Origin of the sequence: Microbispora sp. H10836 (genome assembly GCF_012999525.1) — a bacterium.
GTDB lineage: Bacteria > Actinomycetota > Actinomycetes > Streptosporangiales > Streptosporangiaceae > Microbispora.
In genome coordinates this window covers 83,918-96,894 of record NZ_JABBWU010000015.1, presented here as the reverse complement: position 1 = coordinate 96,894, position 12,977 = coordinate 83,918, and the positions used below count along the sequence as shown (strand labels likewise).

The following is a 12,977-nucleotide window of genomic DNA, read 5'->3' as shown; positions in this document are numbered from 1 at the left end:
AGGCATTAATCGGAATAATTTGGACAAATCCGGAGCGACTTCGACCCATTGACCTTTGTTGGGATGGACGGCAAACTAACTCCACAATCGCCGGATGAGCCGATGGAGTGCCGCAATGCCGTACCGTCCCCCATTGATCGCGCGCGAGTTCTTCGTGGCGGATCCTCCCGAGCTTCCGGTGCGCGAGCCGGGCGAGGCGGGCCTGTCCGCGCTGACCAGCGCGGATGTGGTGGCCTCCGACGGCCAGGGCGTGACGCTGAAGGGCTCCACCTCGGCCGAGGAGACGCTCGTCGTGCAGATCACGGTCGCGGGTGAGGGGGTGATCCGGGTGCGCCTGTCGGAGGACCCCGACGCGCGCACCCGGTCCGCCCGCGCGATCTCCATGGTCACCCCCGGCGAGTACGGCGAGGCCGTCGTGGAGGCGAGCCACAGCCGCGTGATCGTCGACGCGGGATCGCTGCGTGCCGAGGTGCGGCTGAACCCGTGGAACCTGCGCTTCACCGACCGGGCCGGCCGGACGCTGGTGGAGCAGGACCCGGGCCACCCCGACATCAGCGGCCGGCTGCGCACGCTGCCGTTCGGCCGCTCCGCCGTCGACGGCGCCCCCGTCGCCTACCACGACACGTTCGTGGCCCCCGCCGACGAGGCGTTCGGCGGCTTCGGCGAGTCGTTCACGCCGCTCGACAAGCGCGGCCAGCGGCCGCTCATGTGGAACTTCGACGCGTTCGGCGCCGAGTCTCAGCGCGCGTACAAGAACGTGCCCTTCTATCTGTCCAGCAGGGGTTACGGCATCTGCGTCGACAGCGGCACGCCGGTCGAGTTCGACGTGTGCCAGTCCACGCACAGCGCCGTGCAGATCATCGTGCCCGACGACATCATCGACTACTACGTCATCGCGGGACCGGCCCCGGCGGAGGTCCTGGACCGGTTCGACCGGCTGACCTGCCGGCCGCAGCTGCCGCCGAAGTGGGCGTTCGGCACCTGGATCTCCTCGGGCTTCTTCCGTGACAGCCAGGAGCGCGTGCTGGAGCGCGCCAGGAAGATCAGGGAGCGGGGGATCCCCTGCGACGTGCTCCACCTCGACTGCTACTGGCAGGCGGACGGGCACTGGTCCGACCTCCAGTGGGACCCGGAGACGTTCCCCGACCCGGTGGGCATGCTCGCCACGCTCAAGGAGCAGGGCTTCAAGGTCTGCCTGTGGATGAACTCCTACGTCTCGCACCTCAGCCCGGCCTTCGCCGAGGCCTCGGAGAGGGGCTACTTCCTCAGGACGCGCGGCGGCGAGACCTACGTCGCCGACACCTGGCACGGTTCCTACCCGGCCTGCGGCATCGTCGACTTCACCAACCCCGAGGCGGTGGAGTGGTTCAAGGGCCTGCTGCGCGACCGTCTGCGTGAGGGCGTGGCGGCGTTCAAGACCGACTTCGCCGAGGGGGTGCCCGCCGACGCCGTGGCCTTCAACGGCATGACCGGCACCGAGCTGCACAACGTCTACACGCTGCTGTTCAACGACATCGTGGCGGAGGTGACCCGCGAGGTGAACGGGCACGACCTGGTCTGGGCCCGCTCGTCCTACCTCGGCGGTCAGCGCCACTCGGCCCAGTGGAGCGGCGACGTCGACACGACCTACTCCGCGATGGGCAGCACGATCAGGGGCGGGCTGTCGCACGGGCTGTCCGGAGTCCCCTTCTGGAGCCACGACGCGGGCGGCTTCACCGGCACGCCGAGCCCGGACCTCTACATCCGCTGGTCGCAGTTCGCCGCGCTGTCCCCGCTCGTACGGTTCCACGGCACGACCACCCGGGAGCCCTGGGAGTTCCCGGCGCACGCCGAGCAGGCCGCCGTCGAGGCCCTGCGGCTGCGGTACCGGCTCATGCCGTACATCTACTCGGCGGCCGTCACCGCGGCCGAGACGGGCGCGCCGATGCTGCGCGCGCTGTGCGTCGACCATCCCGACGATCCGGTGGCCTGGCAGGCGGACCTGCAGTACCTTCTCGGCACCGACCTGCTCGTCGCCCCGATGACCTCGGCCGACGGCACCAGGAAGGTCTACCTGCCCTCGGGGGTGTGGGTGGACTACTGGACCGGTGAGGCGGCCGACGGCGGACGCTACGTCACGGTGTCGCCGCCGCTCGACCAGATCCCCCTGTTCGTACGGCACGGCTCGCTGATCCCGGTCACCGAGCCGGGCGACACGGTGGCCGACGAGCCCCGGGTCTCGCTGCTCGCCTTCGGCGTGCCGGAGCGCGAGAGCCGTACGACGATCAGGGACCTGGACGGGGACACGACGGTCACGGCGGTGAGGGACGGCGACCGGCTGGTCGTCACCGCCGAGGGCCCCAAGCAGATCGACGGCGTCGAGTTCGTGGGCCCCGGCGTCCCGGTCGTCATCAACTAGAGAAACCCCCCTGGAGAAACACCATGTTCAGAGTAGGCAGGAGCGCGGCGGTGGCGGCACTGGCCGCGGCCGCACTGGCGCTCAGCGCGTGCGGTGGATCCTCTGACGATTCCGATAGCGGCAGCGGCAGCGGTGGCGGCTCCGCGGAGGGCAGGACCCTCACCCTCTGGCACTACGAGACCGGCAACAGTGCCATGGGCACCGCCTGGGCCCAGGCGATCAAGGATTTCGAGGCGAGCCACCCCGGCGTCAAGGTGAAGTTCGAGGAGAAGGGCTTCGAGCAGATCCAGAAGACGGCGTCGATGGTCCTCAACTCCGACGAGGCGCCCGACATCATGGAGTACAACAAGGGCAACGCGACGGCCGGTCAGCTGTCCAAGCAGGGCCTGCTCACCGACCTGTCGGAGGAGGCCACCAAGCGCGGCTGGGACAAGCTGCTCAGCCCGTCGCTGCAGACCACCGCCAAATATGACGAGCGGGGCATCATGGGCTCGGGCAAGTGGTTCGGCGTGCCGAACTACGGCGAGTACGTGATGGTCTACTACAACAAGGACATGTTCGAGAAGGCGGGCGTCAAGGTGCCCACCAGCTTCGACGAGTTCACCGCCGCGCTCGACGCGTTCGCGAAGAAGGGCACCACGCCGATCGCGATGGCGGGCGCCGAGTACCCCGCCCAGCAGCTGTTCTACCTGCTCGCGCTGAACAAGGCCAACCGTGCCTGGATCGACTCCTTCGAGCTCTACAAGGGCAAGGTCGACTTCCACGGTCCCGAGTTCACCTACGCCGCGCAGACCATCTCCGACTGGGTGAAGAAGGGGTACATCGGCAAGGACTCGGCCGGCATGAAGGCCGAGGACATGGGTGTGGCGTTCATCGGCGGCAAGTACCCGATCATGGTGTCGGGCAGCTGGTGGTTCGGCCGCATGCAGGAGGAGATCAAGGACTTCAAGTGGGGTTCGTTCCTGTGGCCCGGCCAGTTCGCCCCCGGCTCCAGCGGCAACATCTGGGTCGTGCCGGAGAAGTCCGAGAACAAGGACCTCGCCTACGACTTCATCGACATCACGATGAAGAAGGAGATCCAGAACCTGCTCGGCAACTCGGGCGGCGTCCCGGTCGCGGCCGACCCCACCGCGATCACCGACGCGCAGAACAAGGAGCTCATCGAGAACTTCAACAAGCTCTCGACGCAGGACGGCCTGGCCTTCTACCCTGACTGGCCGGCCCCCGGCTACTACGACGTGCTCGTCGCCGGCGTACAGGAACTGATCAACGGCAGCAAGAAGCCCGAGGAGGTCCTGGACGAGATCGCCCAGCCGTACAACGACAACCTGGCCGACATCGCCGAGTGACTCTCCCCGACTCCGGCGGCGGGGCTGCCTGACCGGCCTCCGCCGCCGGACCCCCTTTTCGAAAGGCTCCGCACATGGCACCACCCGGCGCGGGCACCGCCCGCCCGCGCGGGAGGGGCGGCTACTGGCTCTACCTGGTTCCGAGCCTGGTGCTGTTCCTCGCGATCATCGTCGTTCCGTTCCTGATGAATGTCGCGACGAGCTTCACCCGCTGGTCCGGCGTCGGCACCCCCAAATGGATCGGGCTCGACAACTACACCAAGCTGTTCAGGGACGAGCGCTTCTGGGCCTCCTTCCAGCACAACGTCGCGCTGATCGTCGCGATGGCCGTGGTGCCCACGATCATCGGCCTGATGCTCGCCGCCGCGCTGTTCGACTACATCGCCAAGCGGTTCGGCGGGCGTACGGCCTCGGCCCTGCGCGCGGCGTTCTACCTGCCGCAGGTGCTGCCCGTCGCGGTGGCCGGCGTGGTCTGGGGCTGGATGCTCCACCCGTCGTACGGCGCGGTCAACCAGATCTTCGGGCTCGAGGTCAACTGGCTGGGCGACCCGGACATCGCGCTGGCGACGGTCATGGCGATCATGGTGTGGTTCCAGCTCGGGTACCCGGTCGTCATCTTCATGGCCGGGCTCCAGCGAGTCGACCCCTCGTTGTACGAGGCGGCCGAGATCGACGGCGCCTCGTGGTGGCGCAGGTTCTGGCACATCACGATTCCGCAGATCCGGCCGGAGATCTTCGTGGTGCTGCTGACCTGCACGATCGCGGCGCTCAAGGTGTTCGGGCCGATCTTCGTGCTGACCAGGGGAGGCCCCGGCTCCGCGACCATGGTGCCGTCGTACTTCTCCTATCTGAACTTCTTCCAGAAGGTCAACGTCGGGTACGGCTCGGCGATCGCGACCGTGCTCGCCCTGATCATCGTCGTGGTGACCTTCCTCTTCCTGCGGGTCCAGGAGCGCGACCAGGAGAGTGAGTCGTGACCCCCGATCGCACCATCCGCCAGCCGGGACGATGGGCCGTGCTCGCGGCACTGGTCGTGCTCGCGGTCGTGATGCTCTTCCCGTTCGTCATCGTCACGCTCAACGCGTTCAAGTCACCGGCCGAATACTCCTCGGGCGGCCCGCTGAGCCTGCCCCACGGGCTCTACCTGGACGGGATCGTCGCCTTCTGGAACCGCGTCGACTTCGGCCTGAAGCTGTGGAACAGCCTCCTGATCAGCGGTGTCGTCGCGGTGGCCGCCGTGGTGCTGTCGGTGCTCAACGCGTACGCGCTGGGGATCGGCAAGGTCCGCGGCCGGCTGTGGATCCTCGTGCTCTTCCTGGTCGCCAACACGCTGCCGCAGGAGGCGCTGGTCTACCCGCTCTACTACCTGTCGAAGGAGGTGGGGCTGTACGACTCGAAGCTCGCCGTCATCCTGATCTTCACGGTGATCCAGGCGGCCTTCGGGACCTACCTGCTCTCGTCGGTGCTCGGGCAGTTCCCCCGGGGGATCCTGGAGGCGGCCGAGATCGACGGCGCGAGCAGATCGCGGATGCTGTGGCGCATCGTCGTGCCCATCAGCCGCCCGACCCTCTCGGTGCTGCTCATCTTCTTCTTCATCTGGACGTGGAACGAGTTCTTCCTGCCGATGGTGTTCCTCATCGCCAACGACAACCAGACCGTGCCGGTCGCCCTGGGCGTCCTGCAGGGCGAGAAGATGATGGACGCCACCATGTCCAGCGCGTCGGCGCTGCTCGGCATCATCCCGGCTGTGGCCTTCTTCCTGATCTTCCAGCGCACGCTGACCCGTGGCGTCACGGTCGGCGCCATCAAGTAACACCCCCCAAGTAACGCGTCACTACCTGACCTGGAGGCGCAATGTCCCATCGCCGTTCGGCGATGCTGTCCGCGTCGGCCGCCCTGGCTCTGGCACTGAGCCTGGCCGCCGGCCCCGCGAGGGCGGCCGACGACTATCCGTTCCGGAACCCGTCGCTGCCGCTCGCCCAGCGCGTCGACGACCTGCTCGGCCGGCTCACGCCGGACGAGAAGGTCGCGATGCTGCACCAGTACGCCCCCGCGATCGACCGTCTCGGCATCAAGATGTTCAAGACGGGCACCGAGGCGCTGCACGGCGTCGCCTGGTCGACCGACTACACGAACAACGGCGCCGTGGTCACCGCCAAGGGCACCGTCTTCCCTCAGGCGCTCGGCCTGGCCAGCACCTGGGATCCGGCCCTGATCAAGCGTGTGGGTTCCGCGGTGGGCGACGAGGCCCGCGGCTTCCACGCCGAGAACCCCACGGTGTGGGGGCTCAACCTCTGGGCGCCCGTCGTCAACCTGCTGCGCGACCCCCGCTGGGGACGCAACGAGGAGGGTTACTCGGAGGACCCGCTGCTGACCGGCGCCATCTCCACGGCGTACGGATCGGGCATGGTGGGCGACGACCCCGACCACCTGAAGACGGCTCCCACGCTGAAGCACTACCTGGCCAACAACAACGAGGTCAACCGCGACACCACGTCGTCGGAGCTGCCGCCGCGGGTGAAGCACGAGTACGACGAGGCGGCCTTCAAACCGGCCATCGAGGCCGACGCGGCGACCGGCGTGATGGCGTCGTACAACCTCGTCAACGGCCGGCCGAACACGGTCAGCCCGGACCTCGACGACGTGGTCCGCTCCTGGACGAAGCGGACGCTGTTCAACGTCTCCGACGCCTGGGCGCCGAACAACCTCGTGCAGACCGAGAAGTACTACGCCACCCAGCCCGAGGCCGCCGCCGCGCTGATCAAGGCGGGCCTGGACAGCTTCACCGTGGACGACACCAACGGCGGCCCGACGGTCGCGTCCGTCAAGGAGGCGCTGTCGAAGGGCCTGCTCAGTCAGTCGGACGTGGACGACGCCGTCCGGCACCAGCTCGGCGTCCGGTTCCGGCTCGGCGAGTTCGACCCCGACGGCGGGCCGTACGCGAAGATCACCAAGGACGTGGTCAACAGTCCGGCCAACCAGAAGCTGAACCGCGAGACCGCGGCCAAGGCCATGGTGCTGCTGAAGAACTCCGGCGGCGCGCTGCCGCTGAAGCCCGGCAAGAAGGTCGCCGTGGTCGGCCCGCTGGCGAACGTGCTCTACACCGACTGGTACTCGGGCAGCCTGCCGTACAAGGTGACCCCGCTCGACGGGATCAAGGAGCGGGCGGCGTCGGTGACCTCCTCCGAGGGCGTCGACCGCATCGCGCTGAAGGACGTCGCCACCGGGAAGTACATCAGCGCGCCCGCGGCCGGCGGTGACCTGAAGGAGAGCGCGACCTCGGCCGGCGCCACCGAGCAGTTCGACGCGTTCGACTGGGGCCAGGGCGTGCTGACCCTGCGCAGCGTGGCCAACGGCAAGTACGTCAGCCGGGCCAACTGGGCGACGCTCGCCAACACCTCCGAGCAGCCGTCCGGATGGTTCGTGCAGGAGCAGTTCAAGCTGGAGCAGCAGTCCGACGGGACCTACCTGCTGCGGTACGCCGGCTACGAGACGACCGAGAGCTGGTTCGGGTCGGACCCGTACGTCAAGGCGGCGGCCGACGGCACGCTGAGCCTGACCTCCGCCGACCAGGCCACGCACTACGCCAAGGAGGTCGTCTCCAGCGGCGTCGACGACGCGGCGGCCAAGGCCAAGGCGGCCGACGTGGCGGTCGTCGTGGTGGGCAGCATGCCGTTCATCAACGGCCGCGAGGCCCACGACCGCACTGACATGAACCTCGCCGAGCGGCAGGAGGCGCTGGTCAAGGCCGTGAAAGCGGCCAACCCGAACACGGTGGTCGTGCTGGAGAACAGCTACCCGACGACGATCAACTGGGTGCAGGACAACGTCCCGGCCATCCTGTGGACCACCCACGCGGGCGCCGAGACCGGGCACGCCCTCGCCGACGTGCTGTACGGCGACGTCAACCCGGCAGGCCGGCTCACCCAGACGTGGTACCGCTCGGCGGACGAGCTGCCGGGCATCCTCGACTACGACATCGTCAAGAAGGACCGGACGTACCTGTACTACCAGGGCAGGCCGCTCTACCCGTTCGGCTACGGCCTGTCGTACACGTCGTTCGCCTACCAGGGCCTCAAGGCGGTGCGGAAGGGCGACGCGTACGAGGTCTCGGTGAAGGTGACCAACACCGGCTCCCGGGCCGGCGACGAGGTCGTGCAGCTCTACACGCACCAGCACCGCTCGCGGGTGAAGCAGCCGGTGAAGCAGCTCCGCGCGTTCCAGCGCGTGACGCTGGCGCCGGGCCAGACCAGGACGGTCGCCTTCAGCGTCGCAAGGAGCGACCTCGCGCTCTGGGACGTCACGCGGAACAAGTGGACCGTCGAGAACGCCACCCACGACGTGCTCGTGGGGTCGTCCTCGGCGAACATCCGGCAGCGGGCGACGATCAACGTGCAGGGCGAGAACATCCCCCACCGCGACCTGTCGAAGACCACCCGGGCGGTCGACTTCGACGACTACTCGGGCATCCACCTGGTCGACGAGACCAAGGAGCGCGGCGACGCCGTGGCGGGCGCGAACGGCGGCTGGATCGCGTTCAAGGACGTCCAGCTCCGCAACTCCAGGAAGGTGACGGCCGGGGTCGCCTCGGCGAGCGGTGGGACGATCGAGGTGCGCCTCGGCTCGCCGACCGGCGCCAAGGTGGCCACGATCCCGGTCGCCGCGACCGGCGGGATCTACAACTGGGCCGGCGCGACCGCGCCGGTGTCCGGCGCGAACGGCGTGAAGGACGTCTACCTCGTCTTCACCGGCGATCTCCGGATCAAGGACCTCACCCTGAGCTGAGGCCCCTTGGAGTACGGCGGACGCCCCGCGCGCATGCGCGGGGCGTTCCCCGTCACGGGGGTCAGCCCGCCAGCACGTCCGTCGCCTTGTGGTCCCCGGCCACGCCCTCGATCAGCACGGCGTCACCGGAGGAGTTCCGGGTGCGCAGCGGGAGGATCTCCTGGTAGGCGGGCGACCGGTACCACGCCCTCGCCCTGCCGAGGTCGGGGAACTCGATGACGATGAGGGTCTGCGTCCAGGTGCCCTCCAGCAGCTCGGGCTCGCCGCCGTGGATGATGAAACGGCCGCCGAACGGCTCCAGCGTGGCGTCGATGCGCCGCAGATACTCCACGATGTCCGCGCCCAGGTTGACGTCGCGGAGCTGGGCGACGGCGTAGGCAGTCATGGTTTCCTCCCGTGATCGTGTGCGGCCGGGGTGCGGGGCGCCGGTGGGGCGCGTCCTCCCGCGGCCTTGAGCATCCCGCGGACGGGTCGCGAAGACGATGACCTGTGAGGTAACCGGCGTCCCGTGCCGGTCAGCCGGGGGTGACGTGGATGCTCCAGTACGTGTCGGCGGTCCCGGCGAACTCGGCGAAGAGCCGGACCCGGCGGCCGGACAGGTCGACGATGTGGACCCGCCACGGGGTGGACCCCTTGTCGAAGACGAGAAGGTGGTCCTCGTTGAACCAGCCCCACAGCGCGCCGTCGGCCGGGAGGGGAAGGCTCGCCCGGCGGCGGCCGGTGCCGGAGTCCACCACGCAGGCGCGCCCGTCGTCGCCGGGACACAGCGCCGCGAGCAGGCGTCCGGAGGGGGAGAAGCCGGCGTTCACGGCGGAGGTCCAGCGCACGCCGTCGAGGGTCCGGCGGAGGGTTCCGTCCAGGCCGTAGACGCGGACGCCGTCATTCCCGGGCGCCGACGACCGGATCACCGCGGACCCGTCGGGCGTCCACTGGTAGGTCGCCGTGCCCGCCTCTCCGTCCTCGACCTTGGTGAAGGACACCCTCCTGGCCGGCACGTCGACGACCGCGAAGCCCGCGGCCCGCGGGTTCCCGGACGGCCCGGTGGATATCGTGAGCAGCAGCCGCCGCCCGTCGGCGGACCACTCCGGCGAGGCCGCGAGGAGCGGGAGCATCACGGTCGGCACCGAGAAGGTCTCACCGGTCTCGCGACGGGTGAACCGCACCACGTTGTTCGGGTCCGAGGCGCGCCGCGGATCCCGCCCCACAACCGCGACAAGCCTGCCGTCCGGGGACACGACCGGGTCGACCAGGCCGTCGAGCTTCCGGAACGCGGCCCGGCCGGGCTCCCGGACGTAGGCGGGCTCGTCGACGCGGCCCGCCTGGCCGGTCTGCACGAGGAACGACGTGACGCGCACGGGGTCGCTCGGCGCCTCATGAAGCGTGGCCCGCAACTCCGGTACGGCGACGCGGTCCGCGACCGGCGCGGGCGGGCCGCTCAGGGCGAGGCGCGGCGGCGGGTCCGGGCGGGTCGCCACGTACGCCGCCACGCCCGCGCTGAGGAGCACTCCCACGCAGGCGGCCGCGACGGCGCGCCGCGCTCTGCCGCTCTCGACCCTGCCACTCTCGATCCTGCCACTCTCGATCCTGCCGCCTGCAACCCTGCCGCTCGCGGTGGCCCCATCCGGTCCGCTGCCCGGTCCGCTGCCCGATCCGCTCTCCGGCTCGGCGGCGGCGGAGCCGCGGTGGAGGAGGCCGGTCGTGTCCTCGGCGGTGCGGCCGAGCAACCGGAGCAGCGCCTGAGCGGCGCCGGGACGCGCGGCGGGATCCTTGCGCAGGCACGCGGCCGCCACCTCGCGCAGGTCCCCGCCGAGCCCGCCCAGATCGGGCTCCTCCGTCAGCACACGGCGGATGATCGCGGGGACCGTGTCGTGCCCGAACGGCGGGACGCCGGTGGCGGCGAACACCACGACCCCCGCCCACGAGAACATGTCGGCGGCCGGGGCGGGCGGCGCGCCCCGCAGCTGCTCGGGGGCCATGTAGGCGGGGGTGCCCAGCACTCCCTCGCCGGTGGGTTCCGCCGCGTCCCCGGGGCCGACCGCGCGGGCGATGCCGAAGTCGATCACCCGCGGGCCGTCGGGGCCCAGCAGCACGTTGGCCGGCTTGAGGTCGCGGTGGACGACGCCCGCCCGGTGGATCGCCGCGAGCGCGGTCACCGTGCCGACGGCGAGCCGCCGCAGCTCCTGGCCGCGCAGCGGACCCCGCTGCGCCACGGCCTGCTGCAGCGTCGGGCCCTCGATGAATTCGCTGACGATGTACGGCAGGCCGTCCGCCGTGCCCACCCGCAGGACCTGGGCCGTGCAGAACGACGCCACCTGGGGCAGCACCTCCGCCTCCCGGCGGAACCTGGCGTCGGCCTCCGGGTCGCCGGAGGCGTGCAGGACCTTCACGGCCACCCGTTCGCCGTGCCCGGACTCGGCGAGATAGACGACGCCCTGCCCGCCGGATCCCAGCCTGCCGAGCACGCGGTAGCCGCCGATCTCGGCCGGATCGCCGGGACGCGGGGGAGAGGCGGAGGCGGGCACGACGATCAGCGCGAGGTGTAGGAGAACCGGACCGGGGTGTCCGGGAGCTTCCGGGCCTCGGCGAGCGTTCTGACCTTCCGGCCCTTGAGATCCGTCACGACCGCCCGTACGCGGTCCTTGCCGGCGGCCTCGCTCACGATCAGGTGCTCCTCGTCGTACCACCCGAGGACGGCGCCGCCCTCATGGCGGGGAACCGTCGCCGCGCGTGCGCCCGTGACGGCGTTCCACAGGCAGACGGCGCGACGTCTCTCGCACCTGGTGGTGACGAACAGGCGGCCGGACGGCGAGAACAGGTCGCCTCCGCCGATCGACGGGCCCGTCCAGTGCATGCTGCGCAGCAGTCGCCCGGACAGATCCCACACCCGTGTGCCGAGCGCCTGCTCGGGGGTGGTGTAGGGGCCGACGACCCCGGTCCCGTCCGGCGTCCACCGGAAGTAGCCCGTGGCGCGCGCCGACTTCGGCAGCGCCAGGTATGCCCGGGCGTCCTCGGGGTTGGCCGTCTGGACATACCGCGCCCGGCGGGTGGCCGGATCGGCCACGAGGAACCCGGCCGGATACATCGCCTCCGGTCCTTTGCCGAAGTCGAGGACGGTGAGCAGCAGTCTGGTGCCGTCCCGTGACCACTGAGGGCCCTGGCTGAAGTAGGGCGAGCTCAGGCCGGTGACGGAGAACCGCTCGCCGGTCCGCCGGTCGGTGAAGGCGATGGACTGGCGTTCCGAATCGGCGTTGTGGATCGAGTTCAGCACTGCCAGCCATCTGCCCCCCGCGGACACCGCCGCCTCGAGGGTGTCGCCGCCGACGGCCTCGAAGCCGCCTTGGGGGAGCCGGGCGTAGGCGAGCTCGACCTGCCCGTCGACGGTGGCGTGGTAGGAGGTGAGGATCACTGGATCGGACGGGTTCTCGTGCAGGGTGAGCCCGGGGGTCGTGCCGGAGGACGCCGCCGTCACGGGCGCCGGGCCTGTTTCCGCCGGAGTGGCCACGGCGGTCCGCGGAGCGGCCTGGCGTGGAGTCAGCGCGTACGCCGCGCCGCCGCACATGAGCGCGAGGGACGTGCCCGCGACGGCGAGCACGAACCACGACCGGCCGGCACGGGACGTGGGCGGCGGCGCGGAGGGCCGCGCGGGCTCTTCCCACGCCCCTTCTCCGGCCGCCGGCACGGTCGCCTCCCGCGTGGCGGGGATCACGGTGTCCAGGGCGCCGGAGTGGCCGATCAGGCGCAGCAGGGCCTCCTCCGCCGACGGGCGCGCGCCGGGCTCGGCGGCCAGGCAGTCGGCGACGAGCTGCCGCAGGTCGCCGTCGAGCGGGTCGAGGTTCGCCGCGCCGTGCGCCAGGCGTTCCTCCTCGGCGAACGGGGCCCGCCCGCTCGCCGCGTACACGATGGTCGCGGCCCAGCCGAACACGTCGGCGGGCGGGCCCACGGGGTCGCCGGCCACCTCTTCGGGAGAACGCCACAGGACGGGGTTCGGCGTGGCGGAGCCGTCGCAGAGCAGGCGGGGGCCGTCCGGGCCGAGCACGATCCGGTCGGGCCGCACGTGCCCCGAATGCAGACCGGCCCATTGCGAACCGGCGCGGTGCAGGGCCGCGACCGTGGTCATCGTGGCGATCGCCAGCCGGTGGAGCGCGGGGCCCGACCGGGGACCGGCCGCGGCGACGTCCTCCTCCAGCGACGGCCCGTCCACGTGCTCGGTCACCACGTAGTCCGGGCCCGAACCGACGATGGTCGCGGTCCCGATGACGACGGCCCGCCGCAGTGCCTCCAGCCGGACCGGATCGGGGCGGGACGCGGCGGGAAACCGCTTCACCACGACCCGCTCCCCGGAGGGGGACAGGGCCGTGTACGTGGCGTCGCCGAGCCGTCCGGCGAGGCGGTGGGGACCGAGCGCGGCCGGGTCGCCGGGACCCAGCGGGGCGACGGTGGGCATC

General features: G+C 70.7%; 8 protein-coding genes. 5 read left to right on the top strand and 3 right to left on the bottom strand.

The window, feature by feature from the left end:
* Window positions 1-133 precede the first annotated feature (133 nt).
* The 5 genes from HHX30_RS26125 (at window position 134) to HHX30_RS26105 (ending at window position 8,532) form a co-directional block, all read left to right on the top strand.
* A complete protein-coding gene (locus tag HHX30_RS26125) occupies window positions 134-2,398 on the top strand; it encodes a TIM-barrel domain-containing protein (RefSeq protein WP_249350453.1) in 2,265 nt (754 codons plus the stop codon).
* A gap of 23 nt (window positions 2,399-2,421) precedes the next feature.
* Window positions 2,422-3,747: an extracellular solute-binding protein gene (locus HHX30_RS26120; protein ID WP_169984640.1), complete on the top strand. Its 1,326-nt coding sequence runs from the start codon at window positions 2,422-2,424 to the stop codon at window positions 3,745-3,747.
* 74 nt (window positions 3,748-3,821) lie between these two features.
* Window positions 3,822-4,724: a carbohydrate ABC transporter permease gene (locus HHX30_RS26115; protein ID WP_169984639.1), complete on the top strand. Its 903-nt coding sequence runs from the start codon at window positions 3,822-3,824 to the stop codon at window positions 4,722-4,724.
* On the top strand, window positions 4,721-5,560 hold the full coding sequence (locus HHX30_RS26110) for a carbohydrate ABC transporter permease (protein ID WP_310742162.1): 840 nt from the start codon (window positions 4,721-4,723) through the stop codon (window positions 5,558-5,560). The genes HHX30_RS26115 and HHX30_RS26110 overlap by 4 nt, the downstream gene beginning before the upstream one ends.
* Window positions 5,561-5,601: 41 nt before the next feature.
* Window positions 5,602-8,532, top strand: coding sequence for a glycoside hydrolase family 3 protein (locus tag HHX30_RS26105; protein WP_169984638.1), 2,931 nt, complete (start codon window positions 5,602-5,604; stop codon window positions 8,530-8,532).
* Between the two features lie 61 nt (window positions 8,533-8,593).
* Here the strand turns inward: HHX30_RS26105 and HHX30_RS26100 are convergent, their stop codons facing one another.
* The 3 genes from HHX30_RS26100 to HHX30_RS26090 form a co-directional block, all read right to left on the bottom strand.
* Window positions 8,594-8,917, bottom strand: a complete 324-nt coding sequence (locus tag HHX30_RS26100) for a DUF1330 domain-containing protein (RefSeq protein ID WP_169984637.1) — start codon at window positions 8,915-8,917, stop codon at window positions 8,594-8,596.
* 130 nt (window positions 8,918-9,047) lie between these two features.
* Window positions 9,048-11,054: a serine/threonine-protein kinase gene (locus HHX30_RS26095; protein WP_169984636.1), complete on the bottom strand. Its 2,007-nt coding sequence runs from the start codon at window positions 11,052-11,054 to the stop codon at window positions 9,048-9,050.
* A gap of 5 nt (window positions 11,055-11,059) precedes the next feature.
* On the bottom strand, window positions 11,060-12,976 hold the full coding sequence (locus HHX30_RS26090) for a hypothetical protein (protein ID WP_169984635.1): 1,917 nt from the start codon (window positions 12,974-12,976) through the stop codon (window positions 11,060-11,062).
* Window position 12,977: the final 1 nt, after the last annotated feature.